The sequence below is a fragment of the Sporolactobacillus nakayamae genome (assembly GCF_900113325.1).
GTDB lineage: Bacteria > Bacillota > Bacilli > Bacillales > Sporolactobacillaceae > Sporolactobacillus > Sporolactobacillus nakayamae.
Genome location: NZ_FOOY01000033.1, coordinates 12,161 through 28,797, shown reverse-complemented (window position 1 = coordinate 28,797; position 16,637 = coordinate 12,161). Strand labels below are relative to the sequence as shown.

Below are 16,637 nucleotides of genomic sequence, written 5' to 3'. Positions count from 1 at the left end.
CAAGCACAGGCGAGAACCTTCACAGTGAAGAACCTGGCGGTAAAAGGCTATATAGATGCACCGAAGCAGAATGAAAGTTTACAAGGAACGAGTGAAGTTCGCGGCTGGTATCTAAGTGGTAGCGATGTGTCGAAAATCGAAGTCTATGTGGATGGGAAATATCAGGGAAAGGCGAGTTACGGATTGTCACGGTCTGATATCCAGAGAGCTTATCCGGAATACGAAAACGGTAGTGCAGGTTATAAATACAATCTGAACACAAAAGTATTAACGACCGGAAAGCATACACTCACGATTAAGGAAACAGGAGTGAATGGAGAAACGCAAACACAAGCGAGAATCTTCACGGTGAAGAACTTGGGTGCATTGGGTAATATTGAAGTACCGCAACTAAATGAGACGCTTCAAGGTATAAGTGAGATAAGAGGCTGGTACCTCAGCGGAAGCGGTATAAAAAGAATTGAAATATATGTGGATGAAACTTATAAAGGACAAGCCAATTTTGGAATATCACGGCCAGATGTAATGAACGCATATTCACAATATCATGAAAACAATTCAGGATATCAATATTATTTGCAGACGTCTGAATTAAGTGCCGGTCGCCACACATTAATTGTAAAAGCCATTAGTTTAAATGGTGAAACAAAAACAACTAATAGAACAATTTATATTAGTAAACTACCAGGTGGTGCACTAAAAAAAGGGATCGACATCTCACATCATCAAAATGATAATGGCAAAATTAATTTTGATGCCATAAGAGAATCTGGTGTTAGTTTCGTAATTGTCAAGGCAAGTGAAGGAACCGATGTTAAGGATTCGAACTTTGAAGAGAATATTAATGATGCAAGGAATGCAGGGTTAGAAGTACATGCATACCACTATTTTCACTCAACAGGAAGTGATAGTGATGCTAAAAAAGAAGCTGACCTATTTGCATCACAGTTAAAAAAAGTGAACTTTAACGGTTATGCATTTATTGATGTCGAAATAAATGGATCAAAGGGTACTAATGTTACCAATAGAATCACTATTTTTCTAAATGAACTAAAAAAACAGAGAATTACCAAAATAGGTGTATACTCATATAAAAGCTATTTAAACAATTATGTAAACTTAGATCAATTAAAGAAAAATTTTCCAGGATTAATTGTATGGGTTGCTGCATATCATGATATAAACCTTGGTCCACAATTTACAACTGATTTATGGCAATATTCGAGTTCTGGAAATGTGCCAGGAATTGTTGGATCTGTTGATATGGATTTTGCATATAACTTTCGCTTTTAGTTTATAAAATATTAACAAAGATAGATATATGTAATTAGTTGTATAAGCTATGTGGATTAGATATCAATCGGGCTCAATCGAGCTCGATTGTTTTTTTGTATTTATGCGCTCTCATCTCAAATAAGTCGATGAATTTTCTATTTATTTTATAAAATTGCAGAAAACACGGATGCATGAAAATGAATTTATGTTATAATCATAGGTGATTCTTAGGACATGATTCTAAAGACTTACGTAAATCCAATTTTTACAAAAATAATCGTAAAAGAATAAGGCATTGTTATAAGAATTTTAACGTGTACGGTCGATTAGCTTCTGAAGATTTTTACCTCGTTTAGCCATTTCTGTTTTCTTCTTTTCATTTTTCTAAAACGCCAATGTTGTTTTGGTTTAGACAATTCGATAGGTGGTGAGTTGGAAAACATTACAGGTTTCCTTTTGCTTGCAGGTATGTGTACGTTATTAAGTGGGGGATCCATAATTTTATTTAAAAACTATAGAGAAACGATTGTGAGCTGCCGGCATGCGTGAATGGATTATGATTGTCATGTAGGCTCAACTTGGATTTTTCAGCATTTTAGGGGGAGTATGAATGAGTCGCTTTTTATTTTATTTGGAATACGATGGAAAACGAACGGTATCCAACACGTATGAGGCACCGGTTGATGTGGTTAAAGCGGACGGGGTGCTTGGCGCAATTTCTTTATTCGCTGAAAAAAATAAGTTGAAAAAAGTGAGAAACGAGGGTCTTGAGAATGGTAATTATCGCGCTTTTTTCATTAAAAAAGCGCACTTCGGTCGTTCAAGGGAGCTTGTCTATTTTATTCAGGTAGATGTCAGAGAGTAACATGCAACTAAACATATAAGCTTAAGCAATGAAAGGTGGTTCGCCTCAACGAGAGGTGAGCCACCTTTCTCTTGGTGCGCCCGGCATGGGTGACAACTCGGCGGTGTAAGTCCGCTACAGGCCTGGCAGTAGGAACTGTTAGCTAAAGGCAAGGGTGTCCACTGTGAGGTGGAATCTGGAGGAAGCCGGAGGCAAACTCCTGAGGTGACGAACAGAAACTGGATACAAAGGCTGAATGGGGATGGATAAGCCTGCCAAACAAGGTGAAGTCCGATACTGTCCGAATCTCTTACAGTAAATCCAGCATCTACATGGGAGGAAAGTTGTCATTCTTACCCGGGGAGATCTTACCGGGGTTCCCGACAAGAGGGAAGACATTTCCCACAGGAACAATCATGCCAGTGATGGTGAGATGAATTGTAAGAAGTCAGCAGAAGCCATAGTAGTCCACCAGGACGAAGGGCTGAACAATAGCAATCTTGGAAACAGCGGAGGTGTGACTTATGCGACAACCACAGACAACATCAAAAGATGACTATTTATCGAAGAATAGGGTGGAACCCGAAGGTACGATAGAAGTGTGCAGTATGACTCACGGCGAAACTGAAGGGAGAGATGGTGTACAAAACCTTTTGAACAAGGTAACCGGCCGGCAGAACCTCAACCAAGCCTATAAGAAAGTAAAGGCGAACAGGGGATCAGCCGGGATCGATGGAATGACTGTCGATGAACTTCTTCCCTTTCTTATGCGTAACAGGGATAAGCTCATTCAACAAATCAGAGATGGCTCGTATGAGCCTCAACCGGTAAAGCGTGTGGAAATTCCCAAACCCGACGGATCAAAACGAAAACTGGGGATTCCGAGTGTGTGTGATCGCTTCATTCAACAGGCGATACTCCAAGTGATTGAACGGATCTTTGATCCAACATTCTCAGACAATAGTTTCGGATTCCGCTCCAAACGTAGTGCCCACGACGCGCTGAAACGCGCCAAGACTTACTATGAGGAAGGATACAGATACGTGGTCGATCTTGATCTGAAATCCTACTTTGATACGGTGAATCATGATAAGTTGATGTACTGTGTGGAAAAACGGATCAAGGATAAAAGGGTTCTCCGGCTTATTCGCAAGTTCTTGCGAAGTGGTGTAGTCAATCATGGAAAGGTTAATCCGACTGAAGAAGGAGTTCCGCAAGGAGGTCCACTCTCACCAATTCTAGGAAATATCTATCTCGATCAACTGGATAAAGAATTGGAACGAAGAGGACATCAATTCGTCCGCTACGCTGATGACAGCAACATCTACGTCAAGAGTCGAAAAGCGGGAGAACGGGTCATGAGAAGTATCACCACGTTTCTCGAAAAGAAACTGAAACTAACAGTCAATCACGAGAAAACCCAGGTTGGCAGTCCTACCAAACTCAAATTTCTTGGATTCTGTCTGTATACGACCAAGCAGGGAACTGGATTTCGCCTACATGTAAAGTTGAAAAAGCGCCTTGAGCGAAAACTCAAACAACTGACAAAAAGGAGCCGAAGCGGTAACATCCGTGAAATCATTAAAGAAATTAATGAAGTAACCATCGGGTGGATCAACTACTACGGAATCAGTTATATGAAGAACTATATTCGGCATATTGATCAGTGGCTCCGGCGCAGAATTCGGCAGATCATCTGGAAACGTTGGAAGAAAGTCAAGACGAGATATAAAAGTCTCATGAAACTTAACGTTCCAAAACCAAAAGCATGGGAATGGGCAAATACACGAAAAGGCTACTGGCGCATTGCCTGTAGCCATATCTTACATCGATCGATTACAAATAAAATACTCGAACAGGTGGGTTTAAAGAATCTTACTCATCTGTTCGAGCATGTACACTCAAGCTATTGAACCGCCGTATACGGATCCGTACGTACGGTGGTGTGAGAGGTCGGAAACCGAAGGTTTCCTCCTACTCGATTGCTAAACATCATATGGGATCGTAACGATAATAAGGTATATGGAAAATCGGGAGGTTGTATGATGGAAATTACACTGTGCCAATCCATTGCGCTGCAGGACCATTCAGTGCATCTGTCTTTGTATAAGACAATCGAATCCAACTTTTTACCGCATCGAGGTGATTTTGTTTCAGACAGTGCTTTCCCGGCGCCTTATGAACACGAGATCGAGAAAACGGTCATTAATTACGAGTGTCGGCTTTGCTCCGTTTATTTTGCACCGATTCACTTGGAAGTGGGCGAAGATCTGAAATCACATCTGAAACAGTTCAAAAAGCATGGATGGATCGACCAGCTCTTCAAAAGTCGCCTCTAATCAATTTTCAACAGTAGTGCAACTCTCATAGTGAGTCCCTCACAACATGCTCCTGCTGCAGGATATGCGTGAGGTGGTTGATTGCTTTCTGCACATGGCGATAGTAGGTGGCACGGCTCATTTGGCACGCTTCTGCAGCCGCAAGCGTATTATCCGGATAAGGAAGAACCCCACTCTTCAGAAGCATGCGGTCTTCATCAGATAGAATCGATGAGTCGTTGAAGATGACTTCGATTAAATGCTGACGTAATTCTTGCACATTCGTGATCTCTGCAAAATAAATCAGGTAAGGTTGCAGATCGGCAGGACTTCTTAGCAGCTTGAGAATTCTGCGAACAACGGATTCGGTCAGCATTGCGTGAGTGACCGCTAGCGATAGAGAATGACGCGCCCCTAAGAGAAAAGACATCGCCCAGTTCCCGAATTGGTTATTTCTTAAATCTAATTCAAGCACATCCGCTTTAGCCCATGATGTGTCACAGTCTCTTGACTTAGTCGGTCGCTTCGTAAAACCAATTTGCTCTAGGAAATCTTTCAGATGGGCATTCGTTGCTACGAGAATCGCGCGTGAGCCTTCTCCGAGCAGTGACAGTCGATCAAGCGAGAGCAGACCGACGAGTTCCTCCTGAGAATAATTCGGCAGGTGATCGGCAGCAGCCCCCAGCACGGTATAGTAGGTGTCCGCGCGCTCCAGACTGCAGGATAATTCTTCTTCTGAGAAACATTCGGCCATTTCTGCAGGGAAATACTTCTTCAAGATTCGACCGGTCAGCTGATGCACAAGTACGGCAATAAACATCCCGATCGGTTTGCCTGCGTCATTACGAAGAACAACAATGCTCTCCGGCGCTTTATTAATAAGTTCTTCGACTAGCCCGTAGTAAGGCGCACTTTGCCATGAATCAACGCTATAGGCGCACCATAGATCAAGAAGCGTGTACAGAGCTGGAAGATCTTCAATGGGAGCAGACTCAAGCGGAGATGTGCTGGTTGTGCCGGAAAAGTCAGCATATAATCGGTTCAGTGGCAGCCCGTCTTTACATAAGTTTAGCAACTGAGCGGCAATTGGCCGCCGATCCCCTTTTTTCGTATTACTGAGCTGATGATACAACAGCTTAGCTGCTTTCGTCCTCAGAGATTTCAAACGTTCAGGTTCACGCAGCTTCAGGTCGCTGAGCAAATGTGCCCGGGCAATATCATGGATGGCAAGACCTTCCGGAAGAAGACGAATAAATGACAGCTGCAGAAGCGATAGATAGTGCGTGCGTGTTACTGAATGCCCAATAATAAGAGAAATTGTTTCCTGATTGGCGTATTGCAGAATCGTAAGCACGTCAACCATGGGCTGGAGCTCCGGTGCTGTTAGTTCTCGGAGCACTTTCGCGCTTATTTTCTGTGAGATCAATTGATACTCCTGATCCGATAGCTGCTCATGCATCAACCAGGAATCCGTGAGCAGTGCTAGAGCTAGAGGGAGTCCCCCGGAAATCCGTATGATTTTATGAATCAACTCCGGCTTCATCGTCCCATATGATTGGGTGTAAGTGACCGTCTCCTCATATGTGAATTCCCGCAGAGGCATTTCAATGATTTTCCGATCAAGCTTAGGATGAATCCGCCATTCTTCCATCAGCGACAAGCGTGAAGCGAGAATGACAGCAACACAGTTGTCAGGAAGATGGGGCAGGAAATCATTGATAAATAAACGTTCAATCAGTTTGAGCTGTTCAAAGTGATCAACGCTTATGATGATTCGGTGATCAGGATCAACATGGTGCAAAGCCTCAATTGGATTCGTATAATCCCCCGTATTCATAAAGGCAAGCTGAAAAGAGGCGGAAAGATAGTCGATGAATCCGGTCGGTGTTTTGAGACAGGCACCGCCATCAAGAGAAATTACCCGTGCGTGATCATTCATCGCTATTTGTGCCAGTTCCATAAGCAGAGAACTCTTTCCCATGCCGCCAATTCCAGAGATATAGAACAGACGGAAAGGTGCCTCGGGGTTACTCAACCACTTTCTGAAGTTCGCCAATTCTTCTTCTCTACCAGTAAAATGATGATATCGATTCATCTGGTTGTTTAGCTCTTCACTATTCATGTCATGACACCCCCGCAAACAGCAAGTTCCAATTAAAGTATGAAAAGAATGAGACAAACTTGATAATGCGAGAACATCGTCCCATGGTATTCTATAAGTGTGACAATTATCATAGTATAAAAATCAATTTCACATGAAAGGAACAAATAATGAATACGTATCTGTTCTATATCGAATACGATGGTCGCAAAACTGTGTCACATGGATACGACGTGCCGGTCGAGACGATGGTTGCTGACTCAATTAATCATGCCGCACGTCAATTTGCTGAGAAAAATAAAGTGAAAAAGGTCAAACTGGATCAACTCGATGAAAAAGATTACCGCGTTTTTTTTGAAAAAAAGAGTTTATTGGTAAAGCCGCAGGAGCTTGTTTATTTCGTTCAGGTTAATTATTAACAAACGATTAAGATTATGTAATGAACTACATAATTCATTGAAATATGCTATAATATTTCTTGTTAATTTGAATCCTATGTCATGAATCTATAGACTTGGATTCGCAGAAATGAATAATTTCTCCCATTTTAACATTAACTGACAAATCTGTACCATTTCTGAACAAAATTTAGGAATTTTGGTACGTTCCCATCATTTTTCACACGTGTTGCCTCGCAATTGGCACTAATTTCCGCATTTGCTATGAAACTGTTACGTTGGTAAATGGAATTCTATGATATAATTTATTAGAATTTATCGGAAATTGTTGAACGATTCAGCGACTAATCTACTTTGCGAGGGATATCATGGAAGAAACAATCAGCCTTAAAGATATTTTTGCTACATTGAGGAAGCGTTTGGTTTTAATCGTGACGATTACACTTTTGGCAGTTATGGTCAGCGCCGGAGTCACCTTCTTTCTGATGACGCCAAAGTACGATGCCTCAACTCAGATTTTGGTTAATCAATCGAATACAAACAACACAAGTCTCTATCAAACGAATTCGGTTCAGACGAATGTGCAGCTGGTTAACACGTACAGTGTGATTATCAATAATCCTTCAGTACTAAATCTGGTCAATAAGAAATTAAATCTTGATATGTCTGCCGGTGAATTAAAAGGCATGCTCACCGTAAGTACGGAACAGAATTCCCAAGTATTTACGCTCACAGCGGAAACGGACAGTCCTGCGCAATCAGCAAAAATTGTTAATGGTGTTGCGTCAGCGTTCAAATCACAGGTTCAAAAAGTAATGAATGTCGATAACGTCAGTATCTTGTCACCGGCGAATGTCGCTTCGAGCATCAATCCTGTTAAGCCAAAAGCAAATATTAATCTAGCAATCGCATTTGTTGTCGGATTGATGGTGTCGGTTGGTTTGGCATTCTTGCTTGAATATATGGACAATACCATTAAGACGGAAGAAGATATTGAAAAGATTCTTGATCTCCCGGTTCTTGGCGTGATCTCAGAAATTAAAGATAGTCGCGAACCAAGCAATGCTCATTCACGATCAGCAGCACATACGACCGGACGTCATCAAGCGAGGGGAGCTGGCCGAGTTGAGACGAAATAAACAAAGCCTTTCGAAACAGCGGCATTTAATTGCCTTCTATAAACCGAAATCGACAACAGCAGAGCAATTTCGTACGATTCGAAGCAATGTGGACTTTTCTCAAGTTGATTCAGAATTGAAAACGATCATGCTGACCTCGTCAGGACCTGGTGAAGGAAAATCAACATCCTCTGCCAATCTTGCGGTGGTCATGGCACAGCAGGGCAAGAGAGTGCTCCTGATTGATGCCGATCTTCGCAAACCGACGATGCATTACACATTCCGTCTCTCAAATACGGAAGGCTTAACAACGTTGCTTCGAAAACTGACAACCTTTGATGACTCAGTCAAGAAAACGGAAGTTGATAATCTATTTGTTTTAACAAGCGGTCCGATTCCGCCGAACCCGGCTGAACTTTTAAGTTCTGTCGGCATGGCAAGCTTTATCAAGCATGCATTAACGCTGTTTGATACGGTGATCATTGATACACCACCGATTCTCGCGGTTACTGATGCCCAAGTACTTGCCAACCTTTGTGATGGAGCAATCTTGGTTGTCCGAAGCGGTGTCGCTGAAAAGGAAGCAGCGCTCAAAGCGAAGGATTTGTTGACCAAAGCAAAGGCTCGAATTCTTGGTGTCATTCTGAATGCTAAACCGATCAATAAGGGCAGCGACTACTATTACTACAACTATTATGGCAATGATTAATAGACTTGAGTTGATTTAAAGAGAAAGGAGCGTCGGTGCAATTGATTGACATCCATTGCCATATACTACCCGGAATAGACGATGGTGCGCAAGATGAACAGGTGTCATTGAACATGGCGAAGCAAGCAGTCGCCGAGGGCATCACTCAGATTGTCGCAACACCGCATCATAAGAACAGGCATTGGGATAATCCCAAACCTGAAATACTGACACGTGTTCAAAAGATAAATCAGCTTTTTGAACAAAATCAGATTGGCCTACGGGTGCTTCCCGGACAGGAACCGAGAATTTTCGGTGAAATGGCCACTGAAGGTGCATCGCAAGAATTACTGACCGTTAATAATAACAAAAAGTACATCCTCATTGAGTTTCCGACACATCATGTCCCGAGATACGCGCAGCAGCTGTTCTTTGATCTGCAAGTGCAAGGCGTAACACCGGTCATTGTCCATCCGGAAAAGAACGAAGAAATCGTTCAACATCCCAACATGCTCTATCAATTCATTGCCGATGGCGCTCTGTCTCAAGTGACGGCAGCCAGCCTGATTGGTAAAAACGGCCGATCGGCTAAAAAACTAACCTTACAATTTATTGAAAACAATCTCTCACAGTTTGTGGCTTCAGACGCACACAACATCACCGCGCGACCATTCTATATGCAAGAAGCATTCCTGAATTTAAAGAAACAATTTGGAAGAGATTTAGCCAACCTATTTAGAGAAAATGCGGAACTGTTAATTAGCGGCGAACTCGTCAACCGAGAAGAGCCAATTGAAATAAAAGAGAAAAAATTTCTAGACATCTTTTAATTCAGGGGGAATTAGAAATGAGAATTGCGGTTATTGGTACCGGCTATGTTGGGCTGGTCACGGGTGTCGCACTTTCGGAAATCGGTCATCATGTGACCTGCATTGATGTGGATCCTTCAAAAGTAGAAACGTTGAGCAATGGAATTCCAACGATCTATGAGCCTGGTCTCGAAGCATTGATGAAAAAGAATACGGCGGCTGGACGCTTAGCCTTTACTGCAGTGCATAGTGAAGGACTTAGCGAAGCAGCGGTTGTTTATATTGCGGTAGGAACCCCAAAGCGTGCAGACGGCTCAGCCAATCTGGACTACGTTGAATCTGCTGCAAAAGACATCGCACGCAACATTACGCAGAACGTGATCGTTGTTATTAAAAGCACGGTTCCTGTAGGAACAAACTTCCATATTTTAAATGTCATTAATACGAACACGAAACCAGGTATTCAAGTAAAAATCGCTTCCAACCCAGAATTTCTTAGAGAAGGATCAGCAGTTAAAGATACTTTTCACGGTGACCGCATTGTCATTGGTGCGGAAGATGAAGCAACGGCAGATATCTTGGCGGAAATCAATGCACCATTTAATATGCCTATTCTAAAAACGGATATTTCAAGCGCCGAAATGATCAAATACGCATCGAATGCGTTCCTTGCGACGAAGATCAGCTTCATTAATGAAATCGCAAATATCTGTGAATCCCTTGGTGCCAATGTTGAAGAAGTAGCAAAGGGCATGGGCTTTGACCACCGCATCGGACCGGACTTCTTAAAGGCGGGTATAGGTTATGGCGGATCATGCTTCCCCAAAGATACCAATGCCCTTGTCCAGCTTGCTGGAAATAATCACCATGATTTTAATTTGTTAAAATCGGTTATAGAAGTCAATAACAATCAACAAATCCTGTTGATCGACAAAATCCTCTCACGGTTCGGCAGTCTTGCAGGGAAACGGGTTGCAGTTCTGGGCCTTGCTTTCAAACCGCACACCGATGATCTCAGAGAATCACCGGCGCTGGTCATGATCCCTAAGCTGGCAGAGCTCGGTGCAGACATCATTGCTTATGATCCCATTGCCATTGGTAACGCGAAGAAGCAGATCAAAGAAGCGATTGCGTACACTGAAGACCTGCCATCAGCATTACAAAATGCCGATTTTGCAGTAATCATCACCGACTGGCCGGATGTGAAAAAGATTAATCTCTCAGCATATAACCAACTCATGAACGATCCCATTGTGTTTGACGGACGTAATTGCTACAGCCTGGATGCTGTAAAGCAAGAAACCATCGAGTACTATTCAATCGGTCGCCCGGATTAATCATCTGAATTAATTAGCTGAGCTGAGAGGAGAACAGAATACATGAAAAAAGTGAGAAAAGCAATCATTCCGGCAGCAGGTCTAGGGACAAGGTTCCTGCCGGCGACAAAAGCATTACCTAAAGAAATGCTCCCAATTGTGAATAAACCAACAATCCAATATATCGTTGAAGAAGCGGTCAATGCGGGTATGGAAGAAATTATTATTGTGACCGGCAAAGGAAAACGAGCAATTGAAGATCACTTTGACAATGCTTACGAACTGGAACAAAATCTGGAACGCAAGGGAAAATTAGATCTGCTCGAAAGGGTTCGCGAATCTTCCAAAATTGACATCCATTACATAAGACAAAAATCGCCAAAAGGTCTTGGACACGCCGTTTGGTGCGCACGCAAATTTATTCGAGACGAACCGTTTGCCGTTCTCCTAGGTGATGATATCGTACAAAATGAAAAGCCATGTATTCAGCAGCTTGCGGAACAGTATGAGAAAACAGGCTGCTCGGCAATCGGTGTTCAAAGAGTGCCTTACGAGCAAACTCAGCGATACGGCATCATCGATCCAGAAGGCCAAAACGGACGACTATATAATGTAAAGCAATTCGTCGAAAAGCCAAAGGAAAATCCGCCATCAAACCTGGCAATCATCGGTCGCTACGTACTCACACCGGAAATCTTTGCATTTCTTGAAAAGCAAGAACTCGGTGCAGGCGGCGAAATCCAACTGACCGATGCGATCCAAAAGCTGAACGAATTTCAGGGTGTCTACGCCTACGCGTTTGAAGGTAAACGCTATGATGTCGGTGAAACCTTGGGCTTTGTCCTAACCAATATCGAAATGGCGTTAAAAAACAAAGATTTACAGCAAGATGTATTAACCGGTCTTCATGAAATACTAAAAACAATGAAATTACCTTTAGCGTAAGGGTGATGACTATGGCTATTTCTAAAATAAATACAAATGAGCAAACTAGCTACAATTTAAATATCGGTAATCGTGTAGAAGATTTACACATTCTATATAAAGAAAAAAGAGTTTATCTGATTACGAAAAGATTAATCGATATTTTTGGAGCAGTAATTGGCTTGTTAATCAGCTCACCATTATTTGCTGTTATTGCTTTACTCTATTTGTTTGGTGATCAAAAAGGACCAGTTTTCTTTCAACAAAAAAGAATAGGGAAAAATGGTGCATTGTTTCCTATCTATAAGTTTAGATCAATGGTTATTAATGCTGACAGAAAACTTAAATCCAATCAAGAATTATATCAGAAGTATTTAAAAAATAGTTATAAACTTGAACCCAATGAAGATCCGAGAATCACCAATATTGGTAGATTCTTAAGGAAAACTAGTCTTGATGAACTGCCACAACTAATCAATGTGTTAAAAGGTGAAATGAGTTTGGTAGGTCCGAGACCAATTGTAGAAGAAGAATTAAGAGAATATGGTGATTCTAGAACATTATTTTTATCGGTAAAACCTGGTTTAACAGGATATTGGCAGGCTTATGGGCGTAGTACTGTCGGTTATCCGAAACGAGCCGAACTTGAACTCTATTACATTTATAATAAATCTCTAGTATTTGATGTGAAAATTCTTATAGTAACAGTATATTCAGTTTTAAAACACAGAGGCGCCTATTAATTCAATCTAAAGGGAAAATTGCTTATGAAAAAAAATAGTATTTATTGTTAATTATTTTTACCCTGATTTGGCATCCGTTGGTCAATTAATGACAGATTTATGTGAAGAATTGCAGAATGACTTTGAAATAATAGTTATTGCTGCACAACCTAGTTATGCTGGTGAAAGAGTTAATACGAAGAAAAAATTTGTCTATAGAAAAATATAAAAAGGTATTACAGGAAACATAACTAAGTTAATAATTATGTGTATACTGCTTCAGTTTTTTGGTAAAAGTGATTTGGTAAATTGTGAATTAATAGTTTAGAGTCTTTTCATTACATAGGGGGCATAATAGTGAAAAATAAAACAGCACTCATTACCGGAATCACGGGTCAAGACGGATCATATCTTACTGAATTTTTACTGAAAAAAGGATACGAAGTGCATGGTATCATTAGGCGCGCAAGCACGTTCAATACAATGCGAATTGATCATCTTTTTAATGACCCTGAAATCGGGAACAAGAGTCTTTTCCTTCATCATGGTGATTTGACAGATTCAAGCAATATCAACCGTTTGATTGAAAAGATAGAGCCTGATGAAATTTATAATCTAGCTGCACAGAGTCATGTACAGGTCTCGTTTGAAGTTCCTGAATACACAGCAGAAACCGATGCAATTGGTACCTTAAGAATCTTGGATGCCATTAGAAAATCAGGAATTAATACTAAGTACTATCAGGCGTCAACATCAGAGTTGTTTGGCGGACTACCTGGGACGGCTCCACAAAGTGAAAAGACCCCGTTCTATCCAAAAAGTCCGTATGGTGCTGCCAAATTATATGCGTACTGGATTACTGTCAATTACAGAGAGTCTTACGATTTGTTTGCATGCAATGGCATTTTGTTTAATCACGAATCTCCTCGTCGCGGTGAAACCTTTGTTACACGTAAAATCACACGTGCTGTTGCATCGATTATTGCTGGCAAACAAGAAAAACTAAGCCTTGGCAACTTGGATGCGAAACGTGACTGGGGCTTTGCCGGTGATTATGTCGAAGGTATGTGGATGATTCTCCAACAAGAAAAGCCAAAGGATTTTGTGCTGGCAACTGGTGAGACTCATACTGTTCGTGAATTTGTTGAACTTTCATTTAAAGAAGTTGGTATTAAAATTCAATGGGATGGCAGCGGAGTAGATGAAAAAGGTTATGATGCCGAAACAGGTAAACTGCTTGTAGATGTTAATCCGCGCTATTTCCGTCCGGCTGAAGTGGAATTGCTTTGGGGAGATCCTTCAAAAGTAGAACACGAAATTGGTTGGGAGCGAAAAGTAAGTTTCCCAGAATTGGTTCATATGATGGTAGATGGTGATTTGAAATTAATCTATGGTAAGACAATTGAGGAATATCTAACAGCGACAATCTAAGAAATATATTGAGGAGAGCGAATATGGGTATGGAGAAAGATTCAAAAATTTATGTAGCAGGTCATCACGGACTTGTTGGATCAAACATTATGAAACGACTGCAAGAAAAGGGTTATACAAATGTAATTGGAAAGACTCGGCAGGAACTAGATCTTACAAATCAGGAAGCTGTGAACTCTTTTTTTGAAATTGAAAAACCTGAATACGTTGTTCTTGCCGCAGCCAAGGTTGGGGGAATTCTCGCTAACAATACTTATCCAGCGGATTTTATCATGAAGAACCTGCAGATTCAGGCTAATGTGATTGATGCAGCCTATAGACTAGGAGTTAAGAAACTACTCTTTTTAGGTAGCTCGTGTATCTATCCGCGTATGTGCACACAACCGATTAAAGAAGAATATCTACTTACCGGTGAACTTGAAAAAACAAATGAAGCCTATGCACTTGCTAAAATATCTGGTTTGAAGATGTGCTACTACTATAAGAAACAATTTGATGCAAACTTTATTAGCGTGATGCCTACTAATCTATATGGGCCTGGCGATAATTTTGGTTTGACTAATTCCCATGTACTCCCGGCATTAATGAGGAAGATGCATGAAGCTAAAGTAGCCGATGCAGAAACGGTTGAAATATGGGGTACAGGAAAGGCATTGCGTGAATTCTTATATATTGAAGACATGGCAGACGGTTGTATCTTTCTGCTCGAGAACTATGATGGTGCTGATTTTGTCAATTTGGGAACTGGAAAAGAACTTTCAATCCGTGAACTCGCTGAATTAATTAAAGAAGTAGTCGGATTTGATGGAAAACTCCGTTTTAATACTGACAAACCTGATGGTACGCCAAGAAAGCTTCTCGACGTATCAAAAATGGAAGCATTGGGATGGAAATATAAAGTGGATCTAGAAGAAGGGATAAAAAGAACATACAAGTGGTTTTTAAGAAACCAACAAAACTTAGTAATTAAATAATTTGAGTAGTGTTTTTTGTTGAAAAAATTTTATACTTTTATTTCATTCAATTGGAGGTGGCTATGAAAATTTATTTAGATACCTTAATCTTTTCAAAACAAAAGTTCGGAGGGGTATCAGTTTACTGGTACGAATTAATAAAAAGAATGATAAATAATAATTTGGAATTGGTATTGATATCTGTTCCCAAAGGTTATATTAATAATTAATATAAATCATTGAATTTAACCCATGTAAAACAAATATCTGAACCAAATTTTTCTTTCCAAGTGTTGCGAAATTTACCACCAAGGATACCAAATAATAATATTTGCATTTTTCATTCAACATTTTTGAGGACATCAAGAAAGAAAAAGGTATAAAACTTAGTTACAATAAGGTGCTTATAAATCTATACAAATAGATCAAGCAAAGGATGTATTTTATGAAAGTAGCAATCGTTCACGAATGGTTTGTTTCATATGCGGGATCAGAAAAAGTTGTACAACAATTACTCGAAATTTTTCCGGAAGCAGATCTTTTTGCACTCGTTGATTTTTTACCTGAAGATAAAAGAGGATTTATTCAAAATAAAAAAGTAACAACCTCTTTTATTCAGAAGTTACCTTTTGCAAAAACGAAATATAGAAGTTACTTACCACTAATGCCCTTAGCCATTGAGCAACTAGACGTTTCTAAGTATGATGTTGTAATCTCAAGTTCGCATGCTGTTGCAAAAGGGGTTATTACTGGACCGAATCAGTTACATATTTCTTATGTCCATTCCCCAATTCGATATGCATGGGACTTGCAACATCAATATTTAAGAGAATCGGGATTAAACAAAGGTATAAAAGGATTGATAGCTCGTTATTTTTTGCATAAAATTCGAATATGGGATTATCGTACTGCAAACGGAGTAGACTTTTTTATTGCTAATTCTCAATTTATTTCGAAGCGTATATGGAAGGTATATAGGCGAAAATCCGATGTTATATATCCTCCAGTAAATATTGAAAGGTTCGAGTTGAAAACCAAAAAAGGGAACTACTATTTGACAGCTTCTAGAATGGTACCATATAAGAGGATTGATCTGATTGTGAAAGCATTTTCTAAACTGCCCTATAAGAAACTGTATGTAATTGGTAATGGTCCAGAGTTTAACAAGATACAAAAGAGTTCTGGATCAAATGTTATTTTACTTGGATATCAGAGTGACGAAGTTTTAACAAAATACATGCAAAATGCAAAAGCATTTGTATATGCAGCCGTAGAAGATTTTGGGATTACACCAGTGGAAGCGCAGGCATGTGGAACGCCAATCATTGCATATGGGGAAGGTGGTCTCAGAGAAACAATTAGGGAAATGGGAAATGAGAATCCAACTGGTGTTTTTTATAAAGAACAAACAGAGGAATCTTTAATTGAAGCTATTAATATATTTGAGGATAATTGTTCACTGTTTAATCCAATAAATTGTAGAAATAATGCTATATTGTTTTCGGAAAAAAAATTCAGAGAAAGATTTAGAAATTTTATAGAGAATCGATTGCAACAAAAATAGTATATGGAGAACAAAAGTATTAGGATATTTAGTTTTCGTAGTTTCTACAGAGGTAAAAAGTATGGACGGTTATCAAAAAAGTATTCACGCGATCTATGATATCAAGTATCACGTAATCTATGTGACAAAATACCACTATAAAGTATTGTGAGATCAGGTGGGTGTCCGGTTGTGAG

Annotated in this window: 15 protein-coding genes and 1 pseudogene; 15 read left to right on the top strand and 1 reads right to left on the bottom strand. The window is 40.3% G+C overall.

The features are described 5' to 3' along the window. The 4 genes from BM003_RS16220 to BM003_RS16205 form a co-directional block, all read left to right on the top strand. Positions 1-1,293 (top strand): GH25 family lysozyme (locus tag BM003_RS16220; RefSeq protein ID WP_245734333.1); only part of this gene is annotated, 1,293 nt, incomplete at its 5' end. A gap of 592 nt (positions 1,294-1,885) precedes the next feature. Then, positions 1,886-2,140: a hypothetical protein gene (locus BM003_RS16215; protein WP_093674691.1), complete on the top strand. Its 255-nt coding sequence runs from the start codon at positions 1,886-1,888 to the stop codon at positions 2,138-2,140. A gap of 503 nt (positions 2,141-2,643) precedes the next feature. Continuing rightward, positions 2,644-4,032, top strand: a complete 1,389-nt coding sequence (gene ltrA, locus BM003_RS16210; protein WP_093674690.1) for a group II intron reverse transcriptase/maturase — start codon at positions 2,644-2,646, stop codon at positions 4,030-4,032. Between the two features lie 132 nt (positions 4,033-4,164). Continuing rightward, positions 4,165-4,458 (top strand): hypothetical protein, encoded by a 294-nt coding sequence (locus tag BM003_RS16205; protein WP_093674689.1) that lies wholly within the window; start codon positions 4,165-4,167, stop codon positions 4,456-4,458. Between the two features lie 25 nt (positions 4,459-4,483). Here the strand turns inward: BM003_RS16205 and BM003_RS16200 are convergent, their stop codons facing one another. After that, on the bottom strand, positions 4,484-6,559 hold the full coding sequence (locus BM003_RS16200) for an ATP-binding protein (RefSeq protein WP_093674688.1): 2,076 nt from the start codon (positions 6,557-6,559) through the stop codon (positions 4,484-4,486). A gap of 149 nt (positions 6,560-6,708) precedes the next feature. Between BM003_RS16200 and BM003_RS16195 the strand changes: the two genes are divergently transcribed. From BM003_RS16195 to BM003_RS16150, 11 genes and pseudogenes are all read left to right on the top strand, one after another. Continuing rightward, on the top strand, positions 6,709-6,957 hold the full coding sequence (locus BM003_RS16195; RefSeq protein ID WP_093674687.1) for a hypothetical protein: 249 nt from the start codon (positions 6,709-6,711) through the stop codon (positions 6,955-6,957). 347 nt (positions 6,958-7,304) lie between these two features. Continuing rightward, a complete protein-coding gene (locus BM003_RS16190) occupies positions 7,305-8,075 on the top strand; it encodes a YveK family protein (protein ID WP_093674686.1) in 771 nt (256 codons plus the stop codon). After that, the gene (locus BM003_RS16185; protein WP_425441062.1) at positions 8,053-8,763 is read left to right on the top strand and encodes a CpsD/CapB family tyrosine-protein kinase; all 711 of its coding nucleotides are present in this window, start codon (positions 8,053-8,055) and stop codon (positions 8,761-8,763) included. Before BM003_RS16190 ends, BM003_RS16185 begins: the two co-directional genes overlap by 23 nt. Positions 8,764-8,804: 41 nt before the next feature. Further along, complete coding sequence (locus BM003_RS16180) at positions 8,805-9,572, top strand: tyrosine-protein phosphatase (RefSeq protein WP_093674684.1); 768 nt, start codon at positions 8,805-8,807, stop codon at positions 9,570-9,572. Between the two features lie 17 nt (positions 9,573-9,589). After that, complete coding sequence (locus tag BM003_RS16175; protein ID WP_093674683.1) at positions 9,590-10,888, top strand: UDP-glucose dehydrogenase family protein; 1,299 nt, start codon at positions 9,590-9,592, stop codon at positions 10,886-10,888. 42 nt (positions 10,889-10,930) lie between these two features. Continuing rightward, on the top strand, positions 10,931-11,812 hold the full coding sequence (gene galU, locus BM003_RS16170; RefSeq protein WP_093674682.1) for a UTP--glucose-1-phosphate uridylyltransferase GalU: 882 nt from the start codon (positions 10,931-10,933) through the stop codon (positions 11,810-11,812). Between the two features lie 11 nt (positions 11,813-11,823). Beyond that, entirely contained in the window at positions 11,824-12,534 is a 711-nt protein-coding gene (locus BM003_RS16165) for a sugar transferase (protein ID WP_093674681.1), read from the top strand. A gap of 43 nt (positions 12,535-12,577) precedes the next feature. Then, positions 12,578-12,724, top strand: a pseudogene (locus BM003_RS18015) (glycosyltransferase family 4 protein); the annotation flags it as partial. A 146-nt stretch (positions 12,725-12,870) separates the two neighbouring features. Continuing rightward, positions 12,871-13,944, top strand: a complete 1,074-nt coding sequence (gmd, locus tag BM003_RS16160) for a GDP-mannose 4,6-dehydratase (protein ID WP_093674680.1) — start codon at positions 12,871-12,873, stop codon at positions 13,942-13,944. A 29-nt stretch (positions 13,945-13,973) separates the two neighbouring features. Beyond that, on the top strand, positions 13,974-14,918 hold the full coding sequence (locus BM003_RS16155; protein WP_093674694.1) for a GDP-L-fucose synthase family protein: 945 nt from the start codon (positions 13,974-13,976) through the stop codon (positions 14,916-14,918). A gap of 424 nt (positions 14,919-15,342) precedes the next feature. Next, positions 15,343-16,461, top strand: a complete 1,119-nt coding sequence (locus tag BM003_RS16150; RefSeq protein WP_093674679.1) for a glycosyltransferase family 4 protein — start codon at positions 15,343-15,345, stop codon at positions 16,459-16,461. Positions 16,462-16,637: the final 176 nt, after the last annotated feature.

Bases quoted from the DNA above. Each gene is read 5' to 3' on its own strand.
- BM003_RS16215 (WP_093674691.1), top strand. From the start codon at position 1,886: ATGAGTCGCTTTTTATTTTATTTGGAATACGATGGAAAACGAACGGTA.
- ltrA (WP_093674690.1), top strand. From the start codon at position 2,644: ATGCGACAACCACAGACAACATCAAAAGATGACTATTTATCGAAGAAT.
- BM003_RS16205 (WP_093674689.1), top strand. From the start codon at position 4,165: ATGGAAATTACACTGTGCCAATCCATTGCGCTGCAGGACCATTCAGTG.
- BM003_RS16200 (WP_093674688.1), bottom strand. From the start codon at position 6,559: ATGAATAGTGAAGAGCTAAACAACCAGATGAATCGATATCATCATTTT.
- BM003_RS16195 (WP_093674687.1), top strand. From the start codon at position 6,709: ATGAATACGTATCTGTTCTATATCGAATACGATGGTCGCAAAACTGTG.
- BM003_RS16190 (WP_093674686.1), top strand. From the start codon at position 7,305: ATGGAAGAAACAATCAGCCTTAAAGATATTTTTGCTACATTGAGGAAG.
- BM003_RS16175 (WP_093674683.1), top strand. From the start codon at position 9,590: ATGAGAATTGCGGTTATTGGTACCGGCTATGTTGGGCTGGTCACGGGT.
- galU (WP_093674682.1), top strand. From the start codon at position 10,931: ATGAAAAAAGTGAGAAAAGCAATCATTCCGGCAGCAGGTCTAGGGACA.
- BM003_RS16165 (WP_093674681.1), top strand. From the start codon at position 11,824: ATGGCTATTTCTAAAATAAATACAAATGAGCAAACTAGCTACAATTTA.
- BM003_RS16155 (WP_093674694.1), top strand. From the start codon at position 13,974: ATGGAGAAAGATTCAAAAATTTATGTAGCAGGTCATCACGGACTTGTT.
- BM003_RS16150 (WP_093674679.1), top strand. From the start codon at position 15,343: ATGAAAGTAGCAATCGTTCACGAATGGTTTGTTTCATATGCGGGATCA.